We start from the raw sequence: 24,425 nt of genomic DNA on the forward strand, positions 1-24,425 counted from the left end.
AAGGGGAGATATGCCATGCTGGCAGGAGGAATCGTCTGTATTATTGTATCGCTTCCTTTGATCATGCTAGGTTTCTTTGGTTTGTTAGGAACGTTGCCGGAAGACCCCGGAACCGCAATCGTGATAGCGATGGTGTTTGCATTACCGGGAGTTATTTTAATGACGATTGGTGTGCGGTTGATTCGGAAAAGCAATGTGCAAGCCAAACTGCAATATGAGCAAATGATAGCAGCGCAAAATTGGAATCGTGGCAATACAGCAGCTTCTAGCGATGATTATCATTATCCTCCACCGCAGCCTGATGTTCATTCATCAGGTGGGCAATATGGAGCGCAGCGACGAAACGAATCGTACAAAATCTATGATCCGCTTGATCCGCGCACCACTGCGTATATGAATCAACAGGTGAGACAAGCACCATCCTCATCAGCATCGTCTCATTCTGCAAATGCTGCTGCGAATATCAGTCCGGAATCCAAAACAGTTGATTGTCCCGGCTGCGGTGCTCCTCAAACGCTGGCACCGCATCAGAGCCGCGAATGTGAATATTGCGGTACCATGGTCGCTTACAAATGATTTCAGGATACTTTAGCACTTTAATGTAAATTTCCTAAATTGCAAAATACCCGCTTCTATTCTGAAAGAAGCGGGTAAATACTACAAACAAGGCGAAACCGCACAGACATCTGCTGGACGGCTGTTCGCCTTTTCTAGGTGGAATTTGAAATGTAGTACCAATAACGGTTAAGCTTTTGTTGTAGGCTCTGATGCAATTGACAGGTATCCGACTTCCGCATTAACATAGTGATATTGCCCGGATGGGCAAAAACGGATAGAAGGTGACTGTAAGTGCAACAGCAATATCGACCAACAAGAGCCGAAATTAATCTGGATGCGCTGCGTATCAACTACGAAGCGTTCCGTCAAGCTTTACCGGATACGACTTTATTGATGCTTTGCGTCAAAGCGAGTGCCTATGGGCATGGAGCTGTCGAAGTATCCAGAGAGCTGGAACGACTTGGGGCAGATTATTTAAGCGTTGCGTTTCTGGATGAAGCGATTGAGCTGCGTCAGCATGGCATCAACCTGCCCATTCTCGTGCTTGGGTATACCGGGCCAGAAGCGGTGGCGGTCGCTTATGAGTATGACGTTACATTAAATGTATTTACGGAAGACGTGCTAGAAGCGATTGCCGGACTGTCTGTGGAACCTTCCGGACGCAAGCTCAAAGCTCATATCAAAATCGACAGTGGAATGGGACGACTGGGACTGTTTCCAGATGAAGCACCTGCTTTTATCGCAAAAGCATTTCAGGTGCCGACGTTGGAAGTCGAAGGCATGTTTACCCATTTTGCTAGAGCAGATGAGCACAACAAAGATTATACACTGATGCAATACGAAAATTTTCAACGAGTGGACCGGGAATTGCGGAACATGGGTTATACTATCCCTGTAATACATACGGGGAACAGTGCTGCCGCGATGGACATGCCTGAATTGTCTCCACAGATGATTCGGCTCGGAATTGCATTGTATGGGCTGTATCCTTCGACCGAAGTGAACCAGCAGGCGATAGAATTAGCCCCGGTCATGACACTTAAAACGGGAATATCGTATGTGAAGACACTGCCGACCGGTGCGGGTATCAGCTATGGCACTCGCTATTTTACCGACGAGCCGGAAGTCATCGCTACACTCCCAATCGGTTATGCCGACGGATATTCACGCTTAATGAGCGGAAAAGCCGAAGTGCTGATCCGCGGACGCCGTGTTCCAGTCGTTGGCACCATTTGTATGGATCAGTGTATGGTATCACTCAAATCTTTTGCTGATGAAGCAAAAGAAATCCAAATCGGCGATGAGGTTGTCTTAATCGGCCGTCAGCAGGATGAATTCATTCACGCTGATGTGCTTGCTTCTTGGCTCGGAACCATCAATTACGAAGTCGTCTGCATGATTGCTTCCAGAATACCACGCCTGTATTACCGCGATGGTATACCCGTTAGTCGCTGTAACCCCCTTCTAGGATAGAAAATATTTTTCGTCTAATGGAAGGAAACGGAAATTTCAGCGCGAATCTTACATAATGTGATGAAAAGTCTGTACGAGCGCCTTCATTGTGGTTTATAATGATGGCAGCAAAGTAGCCATATGCACTGTGCCTATGGTCAGACCATAAACTTGGATTCGCATTATGAAAATGCCGTTACACAGCTAAGGGGTATAGCTGAAAAGGTTTTGGGGGTGCTGGACAGTTGGACAACATGCAGAACGTGCAAGGGATTACGATCCATTTACCGGATCAGCTTTTGCAGGAAGTCGATGGGATCGCAGCTTTGGATAATTCCGACCGCAATGAGGTTATCAGAAAGGCAACGAAAGTGTATCTGACGGAGCGCAAGAAACGGATTGTCCGTGAATCGATGCAGCGTGGGTATATGGAAATGGCCAAGATTAATCTGAGAATCGCTTGTGAAGCATTCTATGCGGAGGAAGAAGCGGACATCACTCTGGACCGCTTAGTTAGCGGGGTGTAGACATTGATCGTAAAGCGTGGCGATGTATTTTTTGCAGATTTATCGCCCGTCGTCGGTTCTGAGCAGGGTGGCGTGAGACCGGTTCTGGTGATCCAGAATGATATCGGTAATCGCTTCAGTCCGACGGTCATTGTGGCGGCGATTACGGCGCAGATTCAAAAAGCCAAATTGCCGACGCACGTGGAGATCGACGCGAAGTCCCATGGGTTTGACCGGGATTCCGTCATTTTACTAGAGCAGATTCGTACCATTGATAAGCAGCGTTTGACTGACAAAATCACACATCTGGATGAGGAGACCATGCGTAGAGTGCATGATTCTCTCCAGATCAGTCTGGGCCTGATAGATTTCTAAAGGCTTACGGCGAGCAATTAGACCCGGTGGATGCACCGGGTTTTTTGCGTCTTCCCATGCAGGGTAACAGGAAGATAAGGTATGGTTTGAGATCATGCTCAACTTTTGAGATAATATATCTATTGAACACTTGGTTCTCCGCATGATCGGAGAGTGGAAAGAGGGATCAGATTGTCTGAACAAAACGTAATTAGTGAAGCACAGGCGAAAGTCAGTGAGCAGCAGGTTCGTGAACGGATTGTCCGGCAGATTGCCGACGAGCTGCACATTTCGCAAAAACAAATTCGTACAACCATCGATCTGCTGTCGGAAGGCAATACGATTCCGTTTATCGCCCGTTACCGTAAGGAAATGACTGGCGAATTGGATGAAAATCAACTGCGCGATATTGAAGAACGTCATCAATATTTGCGTAATTTGCAGGAGCGCAAGGAAGAAGTACTGCGTATTATTAGCGAGCAAGGCAAGCTGACAGAAGAGCTGGCTGCTAGCATTCAGAACGCTGCCAAATTGCAGGAAGTAGAAGATCTGTATCGTCCGTATCGACAAAAGCGCAAAACGCGCGCTAGTGTTGCCCGTGAGAAAGGTCTGGATCCGCTTGCAGAATGGATCATGAGCCAGCCCAAGGCGCCAGAAGCATTAGTGAAGGCTGCTGACTATATTGATGCTGACAAAGGCGTAGAAGACGCTTCACAGGCGTTACAGGGAGCTATGGATATTATCGCGGAAAACATCTCTGACGATGCTGTTATTCGTACATGGGTGCGTCGCTACACGATGGATCATGGACTGCTCGTAACCGAAGCACGCAATGCAGATGAAGAATCCGTATACGAGATGTATTACAGCTATCGCGAGCTGGCGAAAAAAATGCCACCGCATCGTATTCTGGCAATCAACCGCGGAGAACGCGAAAATGTGCTGAAGGTGCAGCTGGAAGTAGCGCCGGAATCTATTCACCGCTATATCGAAAAGCGGATCGTCAAGGGACCCTCTGCTGTGCAACAGCTGCTTGGACATGTAGTCGAAGATGCGTACAAACGTCTGATCGCACCTTCGATTGAGCGCGAAGTGCGTACTGAATTGACTGAAAAAGGCGATGAGCAAGCGATCTCGATCTTTGCTGGCAATCTGCGCAACTTGCTGCTGCAAGCACCGATCAAAGAAACGCGCGTACTCGGCGTCGATCCAGCATTCCGTACCGGTTGCAAACTCGCTGCTGTCGACGAAACCGGCAAACTGCTGGAAGTAGCAGTGACCTATCCAACACCACCAGTGAACAAAAAGCGTGAAGCAGCAGATATTTTCCGCCGAATGATTGATCAGTACGAGGTAGAGTTGATTGTCATCGGCAACGGTACTGCTTCCCGCGAAACAGAGCAATTTGTCGCCGAGCTGATTCAGGAGATCAACGAGCGCAAGCTGGCTTACCTGATCGTCAGTGAAGCCGGAGCGAGTGTATATTCTGCATCCAAGCTGGCGCAAGAAGAATTCCCAGATCTGGATGTGGCACAACGCAGTGCGGCTTCAATCGCTCGTCGTGTACAGGACCCGCTCGCTGAACTGGTCAAAATCGATCCAAAAGCGATCGGTGTCGGTCAATACCAGCATGACGTATCGCAAAAAAATCTGGAAAACTCGCTCAAAGGCGTGGTTGAATCCGCAGTAAACCATGTCGGTGTCGATGTGAATACAGCGTCGCCATCGCTCTTGTCTTATGTGGCAGGGGTGAACGCGACGATTGCCAAAAACATCGTGAAATACCGCGAAGAGAACGGCCGCTTCACCAGTCGCAAGCAATTACAAAAAGTACCGCGTCTTGGTGCCAAAACATTGCAGCAGTGCGTCGGTTTCCTGCGTATCAAAGGCGGCGACAATCCGCTTGATTATACCGGCATTCACCCGGAAACATACGATGCTACACTGAAGCTGCTACAATCACTAAATATCCAGCCAGAGCAACTGGGCAGCAGTGAAGCTGTATCTGCACTTGCGAGTGTGGACGCGGAGCAAACTGCCGCTGCACTGGACATCGGTGTACCAACGCTGCGCGATATTCTGGACAGTCTGCAACGTCCGGGTCGCGACCCGCGTGACGAGCTGCCATTGCCGATTTTCCGTACCGACGTGCTGAAGATCGAAGATTTGACACCGGGTATGGAGCTGCAAGGGACAGTGCGCAACGTGATCGACTTTGGTGCCTTTGTCGATATTGGTATCAAAAATGACGGTCTGGTGCATATCTCGCAGCTGAGCGAAGGATTTGTCAAACACCCGATGGACGTTGTCTCAGTCGGAGATAACGTAACGGTCTGGGTACTGAATGTTGATCTGAAAAAAGGCAGAGTCGGTCTGACCATGCGCAAATCGTCTGCCGGGCAAGCTTCAGGACAATAACAACCATAAACGTATAAGTACAGCGTACGTAGTAAGAGTGTTTCGAACGCCAAGAGTATTTCAAGTAACCGAAGCGCGAACAACACCATAAATCGTGCCCTCTACCTTATGCTATGGGTATTGTCGATTTCATCTAAGATATCCAATCGGCAAATATAAAAGGCTGCATCTCTTCATGAACAATCTCATGAAAGAATGCAGCCTTTTTGTTGCGCTACTGTAACGCATGTCTACAATTTGCACATACACATACACATACACATACACATACACATACACATACACATACACATACACATACACATACACATACACATACACATACACATACACATACACATACACATACACATACACATACACATACACATACAGTCAGCAGGCAAACCATCTAGTTATCAAATCGCAAGATTACACCTGCTGTTCTTCCCATTCCTCATACCACTGTTCCAATTGCGCCTGAAGCGCGCGGATTTCCGTTAGTAGCGAGATCAGCGGATACTCTTTTTCCTGCAACGAAGCAAACGATTGCTCCAGCGCATTGATATAATCCAATCCGCCAACAATGCTCGCTTCGTCCTGCAACAATTCGAGCTGACTGCATTCCGCTACCGCGCGTGGTAGAGCAGGTACATTGGTCGCTGTCAGTTTGCTGATTTCCTTATGTAAACGAAGATTCAGCGCACTCAATTGATACGCATAATCGGCAGGCATCTCCACATATTCGAGTTGTTGATCCTGCTGTAAAATAACATAACGCATACGAGATGTAGTCATTCGTAATTCTCCCCTGTATGAAATTGCTGCCGATGATGACAGCCTATCGTTACAATAAAACAGTGCCAAACTACAGTTTGTACTTGAAGTGTAATGCATAACAAAGTTAAAATTCAAGAGAAGATAACGATTTGCTTTGCTTTTCTGAAAGGAGCGCATTGCGAATACAAATCATCGTACATTCGGAACAATCATATCAAAGGAGCAGAGCGGGTTTCATGACTAACGAAGAGCTACAGGCATGGGTAGAGCAACTATCTCTTGAGCATTTTGACCGACCATTTCTGCATCATGCTGTATTCAACGGACGGCTCCGTACGACAGGTGGGCGCTATTTTCTGCGTAGCCACAATATCGAGATCAACCCGCACCAATTACAGGCATTTGGACGCGAGGAAGTAGAGAAGATCATCAAGCATGAGCTGTGCCATTATCATTTGCATATTACAGGACGTGGTTATCAGCATAAAGACCCAGAATTCAAATACTGGTTGCAGCGTGTCGGCGGCGGACGCTATTGCCAGATCCCGCCGGAGATGATGGGCGGCAAGCGTAAAGAGATGTACCGCTATCGATTGCTGTGCCGCGACTGCCAGACCCAATACTTGCGTAAACGCCGAATGGACCCGACACGATATCGTTGTGGCAAGTGTGGTGGGAAACTTACATTAGAGTCGCTTGACTTGCCGCGGGAAACATGGTAATCTATTTTTTGTATTGATCAACGTTCCCTGATAGCTCAGTTGGTAGAGCACTCGACTGTTAATCGAGTTGTCACAGGTTCGAGTCCTGTTCGGGGAGCCATTTCTTGGAGAGATACCCAAGTGGCTATAAGGGGACCCTCTGCTAAGGGGTTAGACTGCGTAAGCGGTGCGAGGGTTCGAATCCCTCTCTCTCCGCCATATGAATTTTACGATTCATGTAGCAATATTAGCAGCATACATAAGCAGTAGAAGAGTCGACGATGTCGGCTCTTTTTTTGTTCATTTGTATGCTTGAATATAGACCATCGATACATCAAGGAATGAACACATAAATTTCCGCAAGCAGCCGTTAACTACATAAGCAAGAATATGAATTAGAATTGTAAGTCAACAGCCCCTTGATCTGTATAGAGCAGTACACAGATCAAGGGGCTGTTGTTGATTAGTTTATATTGATATTACTTACACCGTTTTCGTTCAAGACAATGGAACATTCAATCCAAGCGCTTTGTAAATGGCATGCGCCACACCGTCTTCTTCATTAGTGCGTGTCACTTCATCCGCAATCGCTTGTACTTCTGGTTCGGCGTTGCCCATCGCCACGCCAAGCCCGGCGAGTTGGATCATGGATACATCGTTGAAGTTGTCACCGATTGCCATAGTCTGTTCCAACGGAATATTGTAATGCTCCGCCAGATGTTGAAGCGCTGTGCCTTTGGAAGCATTTTTATGTTCTAGCTCAAAGTTGAAATTACCGGATACGACCATCGTCATATCGTCGCGATTAGCAAAGTGCTGACGTCCAACTTCCAGTTTGGCAGGATCTATAGAGAGCGAGAGGATGTTGTAAAACTCTGCGTCTTGCGGAATATCTTGGTACGTATCAACACGAGTCATTTTCAAACGAGCGCCCATCGACTGCATCGCTTCTAGCATTTGCAAATAGGTCGGGTCCGGGTTAGTACTCAGCAGACGATCAACTTCAACTGCGAGCAGCTGATGACCACTACCGATCGTATAGATACCACGACTCGTATGCGCCTGATAGTAATAGTCATTGCTCTCCAGCCATTCTAGCACTTCCTCAGCCTGTTGACGCTCCAATGGCAGTGAGAACAGATGCTCGCGATGCTCATTATGGATAACCGAACCGTTCGAAGAGATAACCGGTGTCACCAGTTCAGCAGCATCAAGGAAGTTACGTACATTGTTGTGTTCACGTCCAGTTGCAATACTCACGATAATGCCTTCTTGCTGAGCAGCGAGAATGGCAGCTTTGTTCACTTCATTAATATAGCTGTGACCGCTTAATAATGTTCCATCCAGATCGATAGCGATTAATTTGATATTCATATTGTCAGCTCCTTTGTAAATAATGGATCAGCGACCCATAGTTCGACTTCATATTTATCCAGCAATTCTTGAATAGCAGGATCGGGCGAACGGTCGGTAATGATCAGATCGACTTCGGACAAATCGGCAAATTTATAAAAAAGTTCGCGTCCGAATTTGGAATGATCCGCCAGCACGACGACCATCTCTGCCTGCTGCATCATTTTATGCTTGATTCGTCCTTCCTCCACCGTCAGCGAAGTGAGTCCTTTGGCAGAAATACTGCCGACTCCGATAAACGCGCGTTCGGCAAAATAATGCGATAACGTTTCAACCGCCGCTGATCCGTAAACGTAACGATGCTGCGATTGCAGTTGCCCACCAAGCAAATGTACAGAAATGTCCTGCTTGTCGGATAGCACATCTGCTTGATTGATGGAATTGGTAATGACGGTACATCCAGGCGCATCGATAAAGTCAGCACAGGCTTGTACCGTTGTAGAGGAATCAAGGATGATGCGTTCGCCGCCTTTGATCAGCTGCGCTGCACGATGTCCAATTTGCTTTTTCTCAGTCGAAACGGTATTCAACCGATCTTTGTAACTAGGAATAATGATCTTGCCAGTAGAGAGGAGGGCACCGCCGCGGGTACGAATAATGGAGTTTTGTTCTTCTAATCGTACGAGATCCCGACGAGCCGTATCCCGAGATACCTGAAACAATCGGCAAATATCCTCAATCGTAATCCGCCGATGTGCACTCAAATAATCCAGAATATGAAGCATGCGTTCTTCCTGATACATAATCCACAGTCTCCTTTAGATGCAATGCGTGATAAGTATCATCATTAAGTGTATATAAGTCATTATAAGTAAATGTAAGTTTAATAACAAGTGGAAGGATGTAAATGAAGTATAAATAAGGCAAATGATCAGCAAAATAATATACAATTGATCTTAAATCAGTTTTAAACCATTCTATAAAAAAATGCTTGCAATGTGACTCTGTACTTGATATAATCATTTTTGTTGCTGAGAAAATACGGCCCGTTGGTCAAGGGGTTAAGACACCTCCCTTTCACGGAGGTAACAGGGGTTCGAATCCCCTACGGGTCATCCCTTATTACATTATTGAGAGCCATTAGCTCAGTTGGTAGAGCACCTGACTTTTAATCAGGGTGTCGAAGGTTCGAGTCCTTCATGGCTCACATTTATATTATGCCATGCGGTCGTGGTGGAATGGCAGACACGCTATCTTGAGGGGGTAGTGGGTGTATACCCGTGGAGGTTCGAGTCCTCTCGACCGCATTCAGAATGTACCAAAAAAGACCCTGTTGAAAAACAGGGTCTTTTTATTTGCATCTATAGCATAAAATGGAATAAAATGAATAAATAAGGCGATCTTGCACATAACGATGTTGAATTCCGTGACAAACCATACTATATTAGTAATCATAATTGTATTTTGTTTAAGCGGAACATCGATACATATCCAGGGTGCTCTGGTTGCTATCTTCACATCATCATATTGTTCTTGCTTTGTTTATGTATGCCATGTGCCGCTTATCTAAAATTCTCGGGAATGTCCAGCAGTTCGGCGACTTGTTTGCGGTATTTTGTCGCTTTGCGCGTTCCATTGATCAGGTTGGACAAACGCGATGGAGGAATCCCGTAACACTCACAAAACGTCTTTTGATCCATTTGTAACTCTGTCAGTCTCTGTTTGATAGCCCAGCCAAAAGAGGTAACAGGCTGCTTGCGGTTCAACAAATATCACCCCTTTGTTTGTAACAAGTGATGCTGTTTCTGTTATGCATGGACCGGTACCGGTTCCCTGTCCATGTGCATATGGTATAATGTTTCAGGAAAAGAAGTAAAAAAATGTCGTTAGACCAATTATATACTTAAATACGCTTTTTATCAACATTAAAATACTTATAAAAGTGTTGTTAAAAGATTTAGATGACATGGTCGGGGAGTGGAAATGATATGCAGTCGCAATCTATTTATGAACGCATCGAATTACTCATCAAAAATAAGGGTATTACCAAAAAGTCATTCTGTGAGCAATTGAAGATTAGTACAGGTAACTTCGGTGATTGGAAAAGAGGTAAATCCACACCGGGTACACATAAACTGATCGAGATTGCCGCTTATTTTGATGTCAGTTTGGACTGGCTTTTGACGGGCAAAGAGCGTTATGCCGAAACGGTTAACGAGCAAAATAGCCCGTATTTTTTTGAACTTATGGGGCAATTGAATTGCCAGGAAGAAGTGCTGGCAGATAAGGAAAAAGATTTCATCAAAGAATATATCGAATTTACCGTATACCGCAAAGCCAGACAGCAAGAGCAATAATTGTTGGATCACCGCAAACCGCAGACCGGAGCAGATAACAGAAAAAAGGCTGATTTCGTTCACCAGCAAGTAGGGTGAAGAATCAGCCTTTTTGGCAATCCTGTTAAGTGGTTTGAGCATTGTGTAGTGGAGAATCAGAGGTGATGTGGGATTGTATAGTCGTTCGCCAATGTGTATTCCAATCGTTTTCCATAGTTTGAGCCATTCGATCTGTTAGCAGACTGGCATCGCGGATACTTAATTGTAGCGGTGCTGCTGCCCGGCTCATACAGCAGGAGAGCAGGGTATAAAAGTAACATCCGACAGCTTGTTCCCGATCAATTCCCAATTGTACATTAATCCAGGCATGCAGTACGGTGAGCGATAATACTGCATGGTATTGCGTAATCGCTTGTTCCAGCATGGTGAATTCCATCCAAGGGTATAGATTACGCGCTAATTTTAGTAAGCGCTTACCTGTTTTTCTTGCTTCATCCATATCTTCGGGCAGGATGATCTGTTGAATAACCATTTTGTCTACTAGAGCAATCTGCCATATATCCTGTTTGGCTTCGGCGGCGTATACGCTATGAATAGCAGGCGCCTCCCACTGAAACAAATGCGGTTTCAATACACTGGTAATGTACGTTTCCAAATCGTCTACATTGCGAATCTGTCCCTGCTGCACATGATGCTCCAGATTATGCGCATGAGTGAAGCTAGCTGTCGGCAGTTTGGCATCCAGCAGCTGCACGTACGCAAGTAATTTCTGGCTACTGTTCATCTTTCATCAGCCTCCGTGAATGTAATCATGCTCTCTATATAGATGAATCTTGCTCAACGACGAACATTGCAGCAGTTTAAGTTATTTCAGATCCGACTGGTAACTGGATAAGGTACAGAGTAGTGCACACCAATCATAAAAGGGATAGAAAAGTTACGTATTTTTAATATTTTGTTAATAATAATTACACATTATACATATTTATGTCAATAAATTTAACTCATTATAATTAAAAATAAAATTTAAAAATGTTTAATAATGATGCTTTACTTACTCTGAATTTAATTATTGAGTCAATTTATATGACATGTAATTTCGTTTTAAAAATAAGCGTTTACAATTATTTGGACAGGTGATATAGTATAAAAGTTGTTGCATCTACTTATGTACTTCGAAGATATCGTCATATTGTGACCTCGCAATATACAGGACGGTACGAGAATAGATAAGGTATTACGAGCGAACATTCGTTGATCATTTGCAACAGCTTGAACGCAGTATTGCGCGGTCGTGGTGGAATGGCAGACACGCTATCTTGAGGGGGTAGTGGGTGTATACCCGTGGAGGTTCGAGTCCTCTCGACCGCATCCTTTATTTTTCATTGCATAACATAGCAAAAAGCCGGAGATGATCCGGCTTTTTTTATTTGCTTATTATAATTGCTTGCGGATATCGTCTTCAATTTTGTCCGGTGTCGTTTGTGGGGAATAGCGCTTGATCGGATTGCCTTCAGCATCAATCAGGAATTTGGTAAAGTTCCATTTGATCGCTTTGGAGCCTAGAATGCCGGGCGCTTCTTCGCTTAAATATTTAAATAGGGGATGTGCATCCGAGCCATTCACATTGATCTTCTCAAACATGGGAAAGCTAACGCCATAGTTTAATTGGCAAAATTCGGAGATTTCTTCGTTACTGCCAGGATCTTGACCAGCAAACTGATTGCTGGGAAACCCAAGGATTTCAAAATCTTCACCTTTGAACTTATCATACAGCTCTTGTAGTCCAGAAAATTGTGGCGTCAATCCGCATTTACTAGCCGTATTGACGATTAATAGGGTTTTGCCTTTGTACTGCTCCAGCGGAACTTCCTTGCCACCAATCGTTTTTGCATTGTAATCATAAACAGTCATCGGTTACACAGCCTCCTTTATGATATCGTGAAATCAATTTAATTTTAGGAAATTAAACTAATAAAGTCAATTTTAGCTTACCTATATAATTTGCTGATAAGCGTTTCATTCTAAGCGCAGTGCTTTACAAATATAGTGTTGGTTTAAAAAAGTTTTGGAAAAGGAGCTGAATGATTATGGCACTATATACAGCAACAGCAAAAGTTCATGGTGGACGTCAAGGTAAAGTTGAATCTAGCACAGGTGCACTGGACGTTAGTCTGGTGATGCCAAAAGAACTGGGTGGCGGTGGCGGTAACGGCACGAATCCAGAGGAACTGTTTGCAGCGGGTTATGGCGCATGTTATCAGAGCGCTCTTGCTAATGTGGCACGTCGCGAGAAAGTAAACGTAACAGATACACTCGTAACTAGCAACGTACTGATCGACAAAGATCCCGCAGATGACGGTTTCAAATTGTCAGTGCGTTTGGATATTAGCATTCCAGGACTGTCGCATGACGAAGCACTGGATATTGCTAAAAAAGCACATGAATTCTGCCCGTACTCCAAAGCAACCCGCGGCAATATCGATGTAGAATTGAATGTTGTGCAAAACGATTAAGGACATTTTGTGGTACGCTCACAATTTAAATGATTTGTGATCGATTATATTGCAACATGTTGTAAAAGGAAATATAGCGCCAGCCCGTCCATGTTGGATAGGGGCTGGCTTTTTTATGTGATACTATTTTGTCCATAATGGATTAAGTATGGCGTACACGGGTAAGGTTTACATAACGGAATATACTGCTATGATAAATATGAATGCATACGAGAAGAAGTGCAGTAAAAGTGTATATTTCGGATAAGCTGGTGACAAATGGCGGAATAATACTTGGAGTCGCTCCGATTTCTGCTCCCCCGCAGCTCGTTGGAGTTGACACATACCATAAAATTCTTTAATATGTCATAGGTGATTTGTAATTTGCTACGAAATTTAAAGGATAACGGGTGATGATAATATGGCATATAGACCGACGATTAAAGCGTTGAAAAAAGCCGGTATCAATGAAAAAGAAGGACTGTACGAATTCACAGCAACACTGGCGGACGGAACGGAATGCCGCATGTTCTACAATCGTTTTCCCGAGTGGAAAATGACCAATATCAACCGCTTGCTGACCAAACCATGTCCTATATGCCGCAAAGACTTCATTTGCAACTGCTTTAGCGCATTTGCTGGCGAGATCGATCAACAGATCAAAGATCGCCAATTGATTGACGAAGCACTGGCATAAAAACGAGTTGTTGTAACGAGATAATTGCATCATGCAGAGCGCGGGGGATTCTCTTCGTGCTTTTTTGCTTTATATAAATATAATCGATTAAACAACAGAGGATTGTATAAACGGTAAGGAGAGTGACAATAATGGTAACTGCACATGCTCCGGTATCCAGACCAGGAGAACCGACGGAATTGACAGATGCCCAGATTGATCAGCTGCTTCAGGGAGAACATCCGATTGTTCTGGTAGATGGTGTTTGTCACTTTTGCCAGGGTGCGACCAAATTTATCATTAAGCGCGATCCCCAAGGGATCTTCCACTTTGCTTCTTTGCAGTCAGAGGTGGGGCAGAAATTGCTGCAAAAAGGCGGGCTGTCGACAACGTCGATGGACACATTTGTGCTGGTGGAGCAAGGGAAGTTTTATACACGTTCTACAGCTGCACTTCGTATCGCCAAACGGCTGAAATTTGCTTGGAAACTGCTATATGCTTTTATAATCGTGCCAAAGGTACTACGGGATGGTGTATATAAGTATGTAGCGCGTAACCGGTATCGCTGGTTTGGCAAATCAGATCAGTGCATGCTGCCGACACCGGATATTCGTGCGAGATTTGTAGAGTGACCAGTGACCAGTGACTGGTGACGTGAAATAAAAAATCCCGCTTTTCATGCCATGCTGTATCTGATGGCTGGAAAGCGGGATTTTGTTTGTTTGAATATTATTTTAGTTTGTATCGATTTAGCATATCATCGTTTACTGTATAAACGGTTTGATCTACATAATCGTAAGGAGTACCCAGATTGTTCGTATCGAAGGTTTGTACGATAGACAGATTGGTCGGATAAAGAACATAAGTCCGATCTGCCATATTGATCATCAGATTGCCGTCAGTGGTACGATCAAGCGATGTATAGTTGGCAGGATCCCCCTCCAATGTTGCCGAAGCAATGGCTTTGCCGGAAGTGGTGTTGTAAAGCTTGAGTGTTTTGTTTTCATACGTGATATAGCCGGTGCCAGTGGATTGCGTAATAGAATCGCCAGGAATGACGCGTCCCCATAGCACTTTGCCACTTGGATCAAATGCAAACAGTTTATTGCCAGTTTGATCGATGTTGGCACGTACGAGTACGGTGCCATTTTTCAGTACAAACATAGAGTCGCTGCCATCGCCGTAGATGTTTGATTTTGCTGGGAATTGATATTTGTACAATCGTTTTAGCTCTAAACCGTATACATCCATCTGCGGATTGGATACCATTTGCCAACCATTCTGATTTTTGGTCAGTTTGCTAGCTGCTACGAGAATCCGATCGCCTTCCGCATGCAAAATCGATCCTTGCACTGTTTGACTGTTTAATAGCTTGCCGTTTGTATCAAAGCGGCTGAGTGAGGAACGAATGATACCTTCAGAATTTACATTTCCGTTAGAGGTTACGAGCAGAGAACCATCCTTCATCATCGTAACACTACCAGATGCAGGGAGTGTTTTTTCCCAGTTCAATTTGCCGGAGGAGTGGAGAGAAAGTAGTTTATAGGTTCCGTCCGAGTAAGCGGCATAGATGTAAGCCGTCCCATAAGGCGCGTATACGATTTGGGTGGATAAGGTATATGGACCAGCTGATTCATGGAGTGAATAGCTCCACAGTGGCTTGCCGGTCGTCAGACTATATCCTTTGATAGTATCCAAATACCAGTTGTTTTGTGTATTGCCAGTTGTGTTGGCAATATCTTGCTGTGTATGTACATAGACCAGCGATTTGGATGGGATCGCATGGACATCGACTGCTCGTACAGCAAGCGCATCGTCCATCTTATCTGTAAAAAGAGACGGTGATGTCCAGGATGGATTATTCAGCAAACGAATATCACTCGCTGCCGATGCAGGCAATGCCATTCCAATGCTAATGGCGCTTGCCAGCATAAGTGATGCCCACCAGTAATGAGGTTTTCGTGTTGGATTCATAGTAATTTCCGCCTTTCTATTTTGTAAAATATATCCTCTGATTGTTTAACCGGAATGACTACGGTCGCAACAGATGTAACTGTAATGTCATTTGTTTAGGAAAAATCATATCCTCATTTGCATAATAATCGTAAAAAATAGTATTGCAGACCTAGTACATCTATGCTATTCTTACGTTAAATATAGTTCTTGCAACGGAAGCACCGTTTAAGTACCGCACATGAAGTGCGTTATTTAAACGGTGCTTTTTTTTGCATATAAAGGGGGAAAAGCCAATGGCTCCGGTACAGATTGTACTTTGTGTGGAGGACAGCGAGTACATTGAGCTGCTGCTGCGGTATGTTCGCACGAGTGAATATGCAGCTAAAGTACGGATTCGGGCATTCTCGGATCCAGCAACGTTTCTAGCTTATATGAAGGAAGGACATCATCGCGGACTTGTAGCAGCGGAAGAATCCTTTTTACAATGCTGGCTAACGGATGATAAATCTACAAGCAATCGCTGGGTGACACTGGGCGAATATGAAGAAAAGAACGAAGAGCGGCAAGTGATTGCTAAATATCAGCCGCTGCAACGGCTGTTGGAGCAGCTTTGCGAATGGAGTGGCAAAGCACCGGCGGAATGGCAGCGTGATACAGGCAAGACGATGATCACAACGCTCTATTCGACCTCGCCAGGTAGCGGCAAGTCCGTGACGGCGATGAATATGGCAAAACAATATGGCATGAGGGGCGAATCGGTATTTTACCTGAATTTGGAGGCAGCTAGTAGTACGCATTGGCTAACGCTAGATCAGCAGTCCGATCCAAGCTACGCATTATCCAGATTGTTGTACGATCTTCAGGCAGCAGCGGAATCGAAACGACAACCGGAAGCATCGCCATCACAGTATGCAGTTAGAGCGGAAGAAATACGTGCGGATAGCTTCATACCACCGGACAATTTTAATGAATTGCTACATATGACAGAAGAAGAAACGGAAATGTTAATTCGTTATATTGCTGACAGCGGCGAATATGATCACCTGATTATTGATGTGGAATCGGGTTGGAATGACCGCATTTCTGCTGCCTTGAAGCATAGTGAGCGTATCGTCTGGCTGTTGACTGACGATCTGCCATGTATGAACAAAACACTGCAATGGATGTCGTACTGGCAACAGTATCATAGCGAATGGTATGAACAGATTGGCGGCAAAGTCTCTTTTGTGATGAATCGCTATACAGGCGGTGTCATGAATCGGTTGCCCTTAGAAGGGATGGAGCTGGAAGGAACGCTTCCGTATGTACCTTCATGGAAGCAGGTGAGCAATGGTGAACTGTTATGGTGCTCCCCGATCTTTCAGCGCGATATTTTGAAATTGTGTCGGTTGGATCATACTCATGGCGAGCACAATCATCTGGTCGTTAACGGGGTGAGCTTGTGAGTGAGGATCTATTTATTTCACTACGCAATGAGGTGCGTTCCGGTCTGGATGTGATGTTCGCCATTGATGACGACGAATTGATGCGGCGTATTGAACAAAAGGTACTAGATCATCATCGGTATCCCGGGCTGACAGCAGGGGAACGGCGGCGACTCGTTCGTCAGGTATTTGATTCGTTTCGTGGACTGGATATTTTACAGCCATTGGTCGATGACCGGAGTGTGACAGAGATTATGATCAACAGTCATCAGGATATTTTTATCGAACGTAACGGTCAGGTGCTACGCAGTGATACGGTGTTTGAATCTCAGGAACGACTGGAGGACATTATCCAGAGCATTGTGTCAGGGGTCAATCGGGTAGTAAATGAGTCTTCGCCTATTGTGGATGCACGCTTAAAGGATGGCTCGCGGGTGAATGTGGTACTACCGCCAATTGCGCTGAAAGGACCGACGATGACCATTCGTAAATTTCCAGAGCAGCCATTAACGATGGATGATCTGGTACGAATTGGTGCGTTGGAGCCGATGGCGTCGGGTCTGCTGCAAACGCTGGTGCGTAGTAAATTTAATATTTTCATCAGCGGTGGAACAGGTTCGGGTAAGACGACTTTTCTTAATGCACTTTCGCAATATATTCCGCCGGACGACCGGGTAATTACGATTGAAGATTCTGCCGAGCTGCAAATCCGTACCGTGCCCAATCTAGTCTCAATGGAGACGCGCAATTCCAATACGGAAGGTAAGGGCGAGATTAGTATTCGCGACCTGATTCGTTCATCGCTGCGTATGCGTCCGAATCGTATTATCGTCGGTGAGGTGCGCGGGGCGGAAGCGCTCGATATGCTGCAAGCGATGAACACTGGTCATGATGGGAGCTTGTCGACCGGGCATGCTAATAGCGCGCGTGATATGCTCAGTCGTCTAGAAACGATGGTATTGAGCGGTGCAGATTTGCCAATTCAGGTGGTAAGGCAGCAAATTGGCTCGGCGATTGATATTTTCGTACATTTGTCCCGATTGCGTGATCGTTCGCGTCGTGTGGTGGAGATTTCGGAAGTACGCGGCATGATGGATGGTGAAGTGGTACTGAATCCGCTCTTTGTATTCGAAGAACAGGGAGAGCGGGAAGGGCGTATTATTGGGCAGCTTGTACCGACTGGCAATTTGCTTATTCATACAGATAAGCTACGTGCAGCAGGCATTGAGGAATGGCGCAGGCTGGCTGATATAGGGACACAAGCTTCGGCGATACAGGCATAAAGGGAAAAGGAGATTATGATGATCAATACCAATAGCCGTATCCAGCGGCAACAGACCGTTGTTGAACGCCCGACTCGCTCATCATCTGGACAACAGCATCCGCCATCACAGCCATCATCGGCTCATGAACAGAAGCTGCCTGATTATACGGTGTATCATTTGACGATATTACAACGAATTGTGTGCATGATCGTATGCGGTGCGGCTTTTGCTATGATTGGCTATCTGTTTTATCACCAGTGGATTGTCAGTGCTGTGTTTGCTGGCGTTGCTTGGTTTACGCCCAAGCTATTGCGTCGGCATCTGTTGGAGCGCAGACGGAGTGCACTTAGCTCCTATTTTAAACAAGCATTGTATTCATTATCATCATCGCTAGCTGCTGGACGCTCGGTCGAAAATGGATTTCGAGAAGCAGCACAGGATCTGCTCATGCTATATCCAGATGGTGATAACGATATGATTCGCGAATTGAATATCATTACGACACGGTTGGATTATGGACAGCCGATTGAAGAAGCCTTGGCAGACTTTAGCAGTCGAGCGAATAATGAGGATATTTCCAATTTTGCTGATGTGTTTGCGACATGTAAGCGTACTGGTGGCGATCTGGTAGAAGTTATTCGTAAAACGTCATCTGTGATCGGGGAGAAGCTGGATATTCAGCAGGATATCGCCGTAATGATTGCGCAGAAGAAGATGGAATCGAATATTTTGATGGCGACACCGTTTATCTTTTTGTTGTTTTTGAACTTTGCCGCTGGCGATTTTATGAAGCCATTGTATGAAAGTCCGATTGGTATTGCTATAGCAACAGTTTGTCTGATTGCACTGGGCGGTTGTTTCTTTCTCATTCGCAAGTTTATGAATATCAAAGTGTAGAGTGTGGAATAGAGAACATACGCATTCAATATTCAGGTTGAGGTCTGAACATAACAACATAACAACAGAACAAGAGAACATACTCGTATGGATATGACTGAAAGGAGGTGAATCAACTGATTGGGGTGTGGCTGGAAGGATTGCTGGCGGCTTTTCTGCTTGTAGGCTGGGTTGTATTGCATCAGCAGGCGGAGGAGCGTCATAAGCAGTTAGCGGCTTTGCCATTTGAAGTGATCAAGTTGCGCAAGCTGCTGCCTGCGATGCTGGTACTGATTGAAAAAGCCAAATTTACGGCACGCTTTTCCAGTGCCTTTTACCGTGTGCAGAGTCTTGTGCAAAAAGGATTTGGGGTCCATTTGAGCGGAGAACGTTCTCTGCTATATATCGCAGAGATGGCAGGGTATTGCTGGCTGTTATTAACCGGGGGATGTATGATGGCAGCCTTTAATGGTGGTAGTGTAACATGGTTAGGTTTTGGCGCTGTGCTGGCTATATTGCTACCGGTATCGTTGTTTCGTGATCTGCGTAAAAAGGTGCAGGAACGTGAACAGGATATATTGCTGGAGTTGCCTGAACTGCTGAACAAGATTGTACTGTTGGTCGGAGCTGGGGAAACCGCACAGCGAGCAATTATGCGCTGTGTACAGCGTAAGCAAGAAAGTGCAGCGGATCATCCGTTGTACCGCGAGATGATCCAGATGCTGAATGAATTGGAAAATGGCTATGCATTTCCGCAATCGCTGGAGGCATTCAGCAAACGTTGCGGTGTCCAAGAAGTATCGGTATTTACTACGACTGTGCTGCTTAACTTCCGCCGTGGGGGTGGCGAGTTTGGACTGGCATTGCGTGAATTATCCCGTACGCTATGGGACAAACGCAAAGCGGTTAGCCGCATGCGTGGAGAACAGGCTTCTTCCAAAATGGTAATGCCTATGGTCATGATTTTTGTAATAGTAATGATTTTGGTCGGTACGCCGGCATTTATGATGATGAATATGTAGGAGGATAATAAGCAATGACAACTATACTTAAACAATCCTGGAACGGGATGAGAAGCTTTTGGAAGCAAGAAGACGGAATCGGTACGCTGGAAATGGTATTGATTGTAGCAGTTATTATTATGATCGCATTGGCGTTTAAAGCAAAAATTGTGGCAGTCGTAAACGGCATGCTGGAATACATGGGACAAAAAAGTGAAGAATTCAAAAAGTAAGCATTATACACTCAAACAGAATTTTTGGGAAAATACACGTGGGAGCTTCACAATTGAAGCTTCCCTCGTATTTCCGATTATTCTGTTCACGACGTTGTTGCTACTGTTTTTTTGCATGGTGCTGTACCAGAATACAATGCTCAAACAGGCGGCTTCCAAAACATCCGAACGTGCAGCCTATTCATGGGATAACAGCCACAAGGATGTTACTACCGGCGCTGTTCCCGAAGGGCAAAATGATGGTCTATATTGGCGGCTTACGAGCGATGATATGTTAAGCAAGCTGTTTGGCTGGGCAGGATCGGCACAACCGACGGAGGTTTCCATTCCAGGAGGCAGCGGCGGATCGTTGCCCGAGCAAAAGCTATCTGCCGCTGCCTCCTGGGTTCCCGGTGAAATGAGTGGAAATATCAAATACGACAATGGCGTGTTAGTGCGTTCCATCGAAACTACATTGGCACGTCCAGTATCGTTTGCTCCATTGGAGCGTCAACTAGGGCATTCGCTTAGTCAGGAGATTAGTGCCGGAGCGGTTGTAGTAGAGCCAGTGGAGTTTATTCGCAATGTAGAACTGATGCGGTATTACGCAGCTAAGGCTTCTGGCAATTTTGGACCAGTTTTTGATCTGGGCAAAGCGGGAGCCATTGTACAATGGTTTGGTCAGTGAGATACAACTGACATTTGAAGGAACAAGCGGAGGGAGTACAGTGAACCAATCCAAAGCAGCACGGGTAATCCGCAGCTGGAAAAGACAATTATGGCATAAGATAAACGATACACGCGGTGCAGTTACTATTTTTCTGATTGTAGTGCTTGCAGGTGTATTTACTTTTACAGCAGTATTTATCGATTATGCAAGAATTGCCGCCATGCAAGTACAGACGGAGCGCTTAACCCATGCACTGGTGCGTTCAGTAATGTCTGCGTATGAGCCTGAATATCAGACCAATTATGGACTGTTTGCCTTTGGCGGCAGTGATGCCAATCAGCTGTTGGATACAGCGATAGCTGAAAATATGAATTACACCGATGTAGATAATCGCTTGAATCTGATCCCGTTACAGGTCAAGGATTCATCGATTGTGTTGAGCCGACCGCTTGGCAAATATGATGTATTTAACCAGCAAGTCCAGGAAGAAATGAAATATAAAGCACCGATTGATTTTACAGTTGAAGTTGTAGAAAAAATGCGCAGCATGTCTTCCATTATGAAAGAAACGACGCAGACGACCGAAGTGTTGAACAATGTGCGTGCGCCTTATGAACGACGTGAGAAAGCGATTGACGAATTACTGACATTGCAAAAAAACACCGCCAAAGACGTACTGAAGCTCGCCAAAATGGTCATGTATCCAGCGGGAAACTCCATCGCGGACAAAAATGTAGGCTCGATCTCGTCACTGGCTGATATTGCTGCACAATTTGATAACTACACCGATCTGATCGCTGAAGACAAAAAGCGCAAAAAGAAAGATAAACCTGCGATCAATACGCAGAAAATATCCAAATACAAAAATAATGCAGCTTCTCTACTGGAAAAAATAATGCCTGAAGCACGTAAACTGATTACTACTCATAAAAGTACATACGATGAAGGTATGAAATTAATGGCAAAAATTCGTGAAGAGAATGGCAATATCAAAGAAGAAATTCGTAAAGCTAGAACACGTTCAGCTAACGGCTCTTATAACACGGTCAGTGGAACAAATACACCAGGCAGTACGTCCAGTAGCGCTAATTCGGCTGCCGAATCTCAAATTGCTGAGCTTCGCAAAAATCTGGATCAGCTTGTATTATCCGATGAGTTGTTGAATCGTATGGATGCCGCTATTACTAGTCAACAATCCGATTATGCTGTGATCAAAACATCGTTAGAGTTTTCCGTTGGTGAAGCGCAGCAAGTAGTTAAACGCACATCAGGTAGTGCCGCAACGTTAAAATCAAAAACGATTGAAACGGCGCGATTGCTGGAACAATATTTGAACAATTATCGTGGTTTGACAGATGCTCCATCTGGCAAACTGGGCAAAATCGAAAAAGATATTGCAGACGCGCGTAAAGGGACAGATACGGTAGCACAGGATGAAGCGAAGGCAAAACAATCAATGAAAAAGGCGACAGCTGTCATTAGTGCAATCGCCGCACTTGGAGCTGGAGCGCAAGCTTCCGGTGCAAGCTTTGACAAAGTAAATGAATATTATCAGTCCAATTTGAACTTTAATCAGGCGATCGCCGCTGCTGAGGAAAAAATGAAACAACTCAACGAAGATCCGTATGAGGAGAGTACTAGCTCCATGGGTGCGATGGATTTCATTTACGGTGGTATTGCCGATGTGTTGATGAAAAGCCGCAATGAGTTCTATATGAATGAATATGCGGTGCATTATTTTGAACCATTTGATGTCATGATGTGGGGCAACCTGGTGGAATCGGTGCAAAAACGAGATGCTTCACTGGCAGGCGATTTTCCAATCTCTGAGGTTATGGATCAACAATCGATTGAAGATGCGATGACACTATTAACTGTAGATAGTCAGCAACTCGAATATATCATTTACGGATATAATGGTCCGGTTGCCAATCTAACGGCGGCATATACGGAGATTTTCGGTATGCGAATGGCGATCCGTACCGCAGAAGGATTAGCCAAAAATGCCAGACTCGGTCATCCACTCGCCGTGCTTGCAGCCGGAATTGCTTATGGCGTAGAGATGGCACTCAAGGACATGATCGACCTATTTACGAAAGGATATACCGATCTGTCCGGCTATCTTAAAGTTCATTTTGAATACCGTGATTATTTACGATTGTTTTTGTTACAAACGAATAATGAGAAGAAAATGTCTAGAATGCTGGCGCTGATTCGCTATAATACCGACATCAATCCGCAGGAGCGTGATACATATGCATCAGCGCATATTCAGGCGGGAATGAGGATCTGGTTTTTGCCAGCGATTACCGGAATGCTGCAATCTGTGCAGACCGACAGTTCAGTGAAACAGGGTGTGTATTATGAAGATAAACAGGCAGACTTTAGCTACTGATAAGAATTTGTATCGCTCCGAACGTGGAAGCATCGTACTAGAAGCGGCAATGGTGCTGCCGATTTTCTTATTCGTTTCTGTGTTTCTGGTCTATATCGTGCAAATGACACTTATCTCTACATCGTTAAACAATGTATCCTCTGATACAGCGCGATATGTGAGTACGCATATGTATGTGGTCAAAGAAGCAGGTACTGCGATTGAAAATTCCAAATATATGCCGAAGATGAGCCTTACCGATCTGGCTGCCAAGTATGACTCGTTATTCCCTTCACCATTAGATGGCTGGATTCAAGATATGGCGAGTACAGGAGATACTAGACTGCGTCAATTGAAAAATCAAGCGTCAGCAGCGGTGCTGGATGCGGCGATTAAGCCGCTGATGAAGCAGGTAGCATCGGATAATGGACTGGACTTTGAACGCATTCATGTAACCGAGGTGACTGTGCCTGACATGTCAGGTGATCCGTATTTTGGGATTGAATTGAGTTATGAATTGCCTTTTAAAGTGCCGCTTGTATTTCGTCCCATTGTGCTGCAATCAAGAGCAACTGAACGGCTATGGATCGGTGACACGAATGAAAGTAACGGTGCTGCTAGCGATGAAAACAAAGAAGAGACAGGAGTACGCGTCGTTTCCGTCCCTCATCCTGCTCATCCCGAGTCATTGATTTCGATTGCGGCTACAGCTCCGCCCAATTCCAAAGTTCATCTGGAAGTTACTTATAAAAGCGGCAGCAGTACAGCACAAGGGCTTGGTGATGCCATAGCAGATGCAGATGGTAACATTATTTGGACATGGAAAATCCCGTCCTCCGCTACTGAAGGCTGGGCAACGTATGTACTCACCACAGAAGATGGCCAGAAAATCCGAGGGACATTTGAGATTGCTAATTATGATGGACGTCCAGTTATTTCCGGTGCTCCGGGCACAGGCGCATATCCTACCGAACCGTAATCATTTTGCTTTGCAGCCATCTATTTATGTTCATATGAATGAAAAAGGGAGTCAAGCGTA

General features: G+C 45.2%; 25 protein-coding genes and 6 tRNA genes. 24 read left to right on the top strand and 7 right to left on the bottom strand.

Annotation, left to right across the window (positions count from 1 at the left end):
* Nucleotides 1–15 precede the first annotated feature (15 nt).
* From ACE3MZ_RS06010 to ACE3MZ_RS06030, 5 genes are all read left to right on the top strand, one after another.
* A complete protein-coding gene (locus ACE3MZ_RS06010) occupies nucleotides 16–576 on the top strand; it encodes a hypothetical protein (protein ID WP_411345560.1) in 561 nt (186 codons plus the stop codon).
* 273 nt (nucleotides 577–849) lie between these two features.
* Nucleotides 850–2,031 (top strand): alanine racemase, encoded by a 1,182-nt coding sequence (gene alr / locus ACE3MZ_RS06015; protein ID WP_411345561.1) that lies wholly within the window; start codon nucleotides 850–852, stop codon nucleotides 2,029–2,031.
* 224 nt (nucleotides 2,032–2,255) lie between these two features.
* Entirely contained in the window at nucleotides 2,256–2,537 is a 282-nt protein-coding gene (locus ACE3MZ_RS06020) for a CopG family ribbon-helix-helix protein (RefSeq protein WP_411345562.1), read from the top strand.
* A gap of 3 nt (nucleotides 2,538–2,540) precedes the next feature.
* The gene (locus tag ACE3MZ_RS06025; protein WP_411345563.1) at nucleotides 2,541–2,891 is read left to right on the top strand and encodes a type II toxin-antitoxin system PemK/MazF family toxin; all 351 of its coding nucleotides are present in this window, start codon (nucleotides 2,541–2,543) and stop codon (nucleotides 2,889–2,891) included.
* A gap of 171 nt (nucleotides 2,892–3,062) precedes the next feature.
* Nucleotides 3,063–5,288 carry a Tex family protein gene (locus tag ACE3MZ_RS06030; protein ID WP_411345564.1) on the top strand — a complete coding sequence of 742 codons (2,226 nt, stop codon included), beginning with the start codon at nucleotides 3,063–3,065 and terminating at the stop codon, nucleotides 5,286–5,288.
* A 411-nt stretch (nucleotides 5,289–5,699) separates the two neighbouring features.
* Here the strand turns inward: ACE3MZ_RS06030 and ACE3MZ_RS06035 are convergent, their stop codons facing one another.
* Nucleotides 5,700–6,065, bottom strand: coding sequence for a hydrolase/acyltransferase (locus ACE3MZ_RS06035; RefSeq protein ID WP_411345565.1), 366 nt, complete (start codon nucleotides 6,063–6,065; stop codon nucleotides 5,700–5,702).
* Between the two features lie 218 nt (nucleotides 6,066–6,283).
* On the opposite strand from ACE3MZ_RS06035, the gene ACE3MZ_RS06040 reads away from it, so the two are divergent.
* The 3 genes from ACE3MZ_RS06040 (at nucleotide 6,284) to ACE3MZ_RS06050 (ending at nucleotide 6,967) form a co-directional block, all read left to right on the top strand.
* A complete protein-coding gene (locus ACE3MZ_RS06040) occupies nucleotides 6,284–6,769 on the top strand; it encodes a SprT family protein (RefSeq protein ID WP_411345566.1) in 486 nt (161 codons plus the stop codon).
* A gap of 24 nt (nucleotides 6,770–6,793) precedes the next feature.
* Nucleotides 6,794–6,869: transfer RNA gene (locus tag ACE3MZ_RS06045), tRNA-Asn, on the top strand.
* A 6-nt stretch (nucleotides 6,870–6,875) separates the two neighbouring features.
* A tRNA-Ser gene (locus ACE3MZ_RS06050) sits at nucleotides 6,876–6,967 on the top strand.
* A gap of 279 nt (nucleotides 6,968–7,246) precedes the next feature.
* On the opposite strand, the gene ACE3MZ_RS06055 is transcribed toward ACE3MZ_RS06050, so the two are convergent.
* Nucleotides 7,247–8,122, bottom strand: coding sequence for a Cof-type HAD-IIB family hydrolase (locus ACE3MZ_RS06055; RefSeq protein ID WP_411345567.1), 876 nt, complete (start codon nucleotides 8,120–8,122; stop codon nucleotides 7,247–7,249).
* Entirely contained in the window at nucleotides 8,119–8,904 is a 786-nt protein-coding gene (locus tag ACE3MZ_RS06060) for a DeoR/GlpR family DNA-binding transcription regulator (RefSeq protein ID WP_411345568.1), read from the bottom strand. Before ACE3MZ_RS06060 ends, ACE3MZ_RS06055 begins: the two co-directional genes overlap by 4 nt.
* Before the next feature lie 240 nt (nucleotides 8,905–9,144).
* Here ACE3MZ_RS06060 and ACE3MZ_RS06065 point away from each other — a divergent pair.
* The 3 genes from ACE3MZ_RS06065 to ACE3MZ_RS06075 all read left to right on the top strand — a co-directional run bounded on the left by ACE3MZ_RS06065 (nucleotide 9,145) and on the right by ACE3MZ_RS06075 (nucleotide 9,408).
* Nucleotides 9,145–9,216: transfer RNA gene (locus ACE3MZ_RS06065), tRNA-Glu, on the top strand.
* Between the two features lie 19 nt (nucleotides 9,217–9,235).
* Nucleotides 9,236–9,308 (top strand) — tRNA-Lys (locus ACE3MZ_RS06070).
* A 17-nt stretch (nucleotides 9,309–9,325) separates the two neighbouring features.
* Nucleotides 9,326–9,408 (top strand) — tRNA-Leu (locus ACE3MZ_RS06075).
* A gap of 255 nt (nucleotides 9,409–9,663) precedes the next feature.
* Here the strand turns inward: ACE3MZ_RS06075 and ACE3MZ_RS06080 are convergent.
* The gene (locus ACE3MZ_RS06080) at nucleotides 9,664–9,867 is read right to left on the bottom strand and encodes a helix-turn-helix domain-containing protein (protein ID WP_411345569.1); all 204 of its coding nucleotides are present in this window, start codon (nucleotides 9,865–9,867) and stop codon (nucleotides 9,664–9,666) included.
* Between the two features lie 222 nt (nucleotides 9,868–10,089).
* Here ACE3MZ_RS06080 and ACE3MZ_RS06085 point away from each other — a divergent pair, with 222 nt between their 5' ends.
* The gene (locus ACE3MZ_RS06085; protein ID WP_411345570.1) at nucleotides 10,090–10,458 is read left to right on the top strand and encodes a helix-turn-helix domain-containing protein; all 369 of its coding nucleotides are present in this window, start codon (nucleotides 10,090–10,092) and stop codon (nucleotides 10,456–10,458) included.
* Between the two features lie 103 nt (nucleotides 10,459–10,561).
* Here the strand turns inward: ACE3MZ_RS06085 and ACE3MZ_RS06090 are convergent, their stop codons facing one another.
* Nucleotides 10,562–11,221, bottom strand: coding sequence for an urease accessory protein UreF (locus tag ACE3MZ_RS06090; RefSeq protein ID WP_411345571.1), 660 nt, complete (start codon nucleotides 11,219–11,221; stop codon nucleotides 10,562–10,564).
* 504 nt (nucleotides 11,222–11,725) lie between these two features.
* Between ACE3MZ_RS06090 and ACE3MZ_RS06095 the strand changes: the two genes are divergently transcribed.
* Nucleotides 11,726–11,808: transfer RNA gene (locus ACE3MZ_RS06095), tRNA-Leu, on the top strand.
* A 66-nt stretch (nucleotides 11,809–11,874) separates the two neighbouring features.
* Here the strand turns inward: ACE3MZ_RS06095 and ACE3MZ_RS06100 are convergent.
* Nucleotides 11,875–12,351: a glutathione peroxidase gene (locus ACE3MZ_RS06100; RefSeq protein ID WP_411345572.1), complete on the bottom strand. Its 477-nt coding sequence runs from the start codon at nucleotides 12,349–12,351 to the stop codon at nucleotides 11,875–11,877.
* A 173-nt stretch (nucleotides 12,352–12,524) separates the two neighbouring features.
* Between ACE3MZ_RS06100 and ACE3MZ_RS06105 the strand changes: the two genes are divergently transcribed.
* The 3 genes from ACE3MZ_RS06105 to ACE3MZ_RS06115 all read left to right on the top strand — a co-directional run bounded on the left by ACE3MZ_RS06105 (nucleotide 12,525) and on the right by ACE3MZ_RS06115 (nucleotide 14,240).
* Nucleotides 12,525–12,953, top strand: a complete 429-nt coding sequence (locus ACE3MZ_RS06105) for an organic hydroperoxide resistance protein (RefSeq protein WP_411346716.1) — start codon at nucleotides 12,525–12,527, stop codon at nucleotides 12,951–12,953.
* A gap of 400 nt (nucleotides 12,954–13,353) precedes the next feature.
* Complete coding sequence (locus ACE3MZ_RS06110) at nucleotides 13,354–13,629, top strand: hypothetical protein (protein ID WP_367054624.1); 276 nt, start codon at nucleotides 13,354–13,356, stop codon at nucleotides 13,627–13,629.
* Nucleotides 13,630–13,760: 131 nt separating this feature from the next.
* On the top strand, nucleotides 13,761–14,240 hold the full coding sequence (locus tag ACE3MZ_RS06115) for a thiol-disulfide oxidoreductase DCC family protein (RefSeq protein ID WP_411345573.1): 480 nt from the start codon (nucleotides 13,761–13,763) through the stop codon (nucleotides 14,238–14,240).
* Between the two features lie 97 nt (nucleotides 14,241–14,337).
* On the opposite strand, the gene ACE3MZ_RS06120 is transcribed toward ACE3MZ_RS06115, so the two are convergent.
* Nucleotides 14,338–15,582, bottom strand: a complete 1,245-nt coding sequence (locus ACE3MZ_RS06120; RefSeq protein ID WP_411345574.1) for a hypothetical protein — start codon at nucleotides 15,580–15,582, stop codon at nucleotides 14,338–14,340.
* 275 nt (nucleotides 15,583–15,857) lie between these two features.
* Here ACE3MZ_RS06120 and ACE3MZ_RS06125 point away from each other — a divergent pair, with 275 nt between their 5' ends.
* The 8 genes from ACE3MZ_RS06125 (at nucleotide 15,858) to ACE3MZ_RS06160 (ending at nucleotide 24,365) form a co-directional block, all read left to right on the top strand.
* The gene (locus ACE3MZ_RS06125) at nucleotides 15,858–17,009 is read left to right on the top strand and encodes a ParA family protein (protein WP_411345575.1); all 1,152 of its coding nucleotides are present in this window, start codon (nucleotides 15,858–15,860) and stop codon (nucleotides 17,007–17,009) included.
* Nucleotides 17,006–18,271, top strand: coding sequence for a CpaF family protein (locus ACE3MZ_RS06130; protein WP_411345576.1), 1,266 nt, complete (start codon nucleotides 17,006–17,008; stop codon nucleotides 18,269–18,271). The genes ACE3MZ_RS06125 and ACE3MZ_RS06130 overlap by 4 nt, the downstream gene beginning before the upstream one ends.
* Nucleotides 18,272–18,286: 15 nt before the next feature.
* The gene (locus ACE3MZ_RS06135) at nucleotides 18,287–19,150 is read left to right on the top strand and encodes a type II secretion system F family protein (RefSeq protein ID WP_411345577.1); all 864 of its coding nucleotides are present in this window, start codon (nucleotides 18,287–18,289) and stop codon (nucleotides 19,148–19,150) included.
* Nucleotides 19,151–19,257: 107 nt separating this feature from the next.
* Complete coding sequence (locus tag ACE3MZ_RS06140) at nucleotides 19,258–20,151, top strand: type II secretion system F family protein (RefSeq protein WP_411345578.1); 894 nt, start codon at nucleotides 19,258–19,260, stop codon at nucleotides 20,149–20,151.
* 14 nt (nucleotides 20,152–20,165) lie between these two features.
* Complete coding sequence (locus ACE3MZ_RS06145; protein ID WP_411345579.1) at nucleotides 20,166–20,363, top strand: Flp1 family type IVb pilin; 198 nt, start codon at nucleotides 20,166–20,168, stop codon at nucleotides 20,361–20,363.
* Nucleotides 20,344–21,030 (top strand): TadE/TadG family type IV pilus assembly protein, encoded by a 687-nt coding sequence (locus tag ACE3MZ_RS06150; RefSeq protein WP_411345580.1) that lies wholly within the window; start codon nucleotides 20,344–20,346, stop codon nucleotides 21,028–21,030. The genes ACE3MZ_RS06145 and ACE3MZ_RS06150 overlap by 20 nt, the downstream gene beginning before the upstream one ends.
* Before the next feature lie 40 nt (nucleotides 21,031–21,070).
* Nucleotides 21,071–23,407 (top strand): hypothetical protein, encoded by a 2,337-nt coding sequence (locus ACE3MZ_RS06155; protein ID WP_411345581.1) that lies wholly within the window; start codon nucleotides 21,071–21,073, stop codon nucleotides 23,405–23,407.
* Entirely contained in the window at nucleotides 23,376–24,365 is a 990-nt protein-coding gene (locus tag ACE3MZ_RS06160; protein ID WP_411345582.1) for a TadE/TadG family type IV pilus assembly protein, read from the top strand. The genes ACE3MZ_RS06155 and ACE3MZ_RS06160 overlap by 32 nt, the downstream gene beginning before the upstream one ends.
* Nucleotides 24,366–24,425 lie beyond the last annotated feature (60 nt).

Source organism: Paenibacillus sp. WLX1005, from assembly GCF_046603685.1.
Taxonomy (GTDB): Bacteria; Bacillota; Bacilli; order Paenibacillales; family Paenibacillaceae; genus Saccharibacillus.

What these genes read in the sequence shown, in the direction of transcription:
- ACE3MZ_RS06010 (WP_411345560.1), top strand. Translation starts at nt 16, where the DNA reads ATGCTGGCAGGAGGAATCGTCTGTATTATTGTATCGCTTCCTTTGATC.
- ACE3MZ_RS06035 (WP_411345565.1), bottom strand. Translation starts at nt 6,065, where the DNA reads ATGACTACATCTCGTATGCGTTATGTTATTTTACAGCAGGATCAACAA.
- ACE3MZ_RS06040 (WP_411345566.1), top strand. Translation starts at nt 6,284, where the DNA reads ATGACTAACGAAGAGCTACAGGCATGGGTAGAGCAACTATCTCTTGAG.
- ACE3MZ_RS06055 (WP_411345567.1), bottom strand. Translation starts at nt 8,122, where the DNA reads ATGAATATCAAATTAATCGCTATCGATCTGGATGGAACATTATTAAGC.
- ACE3MZ_RS06060 (WP_411345568.1), bottom strand. Translation starts at nt 8,904, where the DNA reads ATGTATCAGGAAGAACGCATGCTTCATATTCTGGATTATTTGAGTGCA.
- ACE3MZ_RS06085 (WP_411345570.1), top strand. Translation starts at nt 10,090, where the DNA reads ATGCAGTCGCAATCTATTTATGAACGCATCGAATTACTCATCAAAAAT.
- ACE3MZ_RS06090 (WP_411345571.1), bottom strand. Translation starts at nt 11,221, where the DNA reads ATGAACAGTAGCCAGAAATTACTTGCGTACGTGCAGCTGCTGGATGCC.
- ACE3MZ_RS06100 (WP_411345572.1), bottom strand. Translation starts at nt 12,351, where the DNA reads ATGACTGTTTATGATTACAATGCAAAAACGATTGGTGGCAAGGAAGTT.
- ACE3MZ_RS06110 (WP_367054624.1), top strand. Translation starts at nt 13,354, where the DNA reads ATGGCATATAGACCGACGATTAAAGCGTTGAAAAAAGCCGGTATCAAT.
- ACE3MZ_RS06115 (WP_411345573.1), top strand. Translation starts at nt 13,761, where the DNA reads ATGGTAACTGCACATGCTCCGGTATCCAGACCAGGAGAACCGACGGAA.
- ACE3MZ_RS06120 (WP_411345574.1), bottom strand. Translation starts at nt 15,582, where the DNA reads ATGAATCCAACACGAAAACCTCATTACTGGTGGGCATCACTTATGCTG.
- ACE3MZ_RS06125 (WP_411345575.1), top strand. Translation starts at nt 15,858, where the DNA reads ATGGCTCCGGTACAGATTGTACTTTGTGTGGAGGACAGCGAGTACATT.
- ACE3MZ_RS06135 (WP_411345577.1), top strand. Translation starts at nt 18,287, where the DNA reads ATGATGATCAATACCAATAGCCGTATCCAGCGGCAACAGACCGTTGTT.
- ACE3MZ_RS06145 (WP_411345579.1), top strand. Translation starts at nt 20,166, where the DNA reads ATGACAACTATACTTAAACAATCCTGGAACGGGATGAGAAGCTTTTGG.
- ACE3MZ_RS06160 (WP_411345582.1), top strand. Translation starts at nt 23,376, where the DNA reads ATGAAGATAAACAGGCAGACTTTAGCTACTGATAAGAATTTGTATCGC.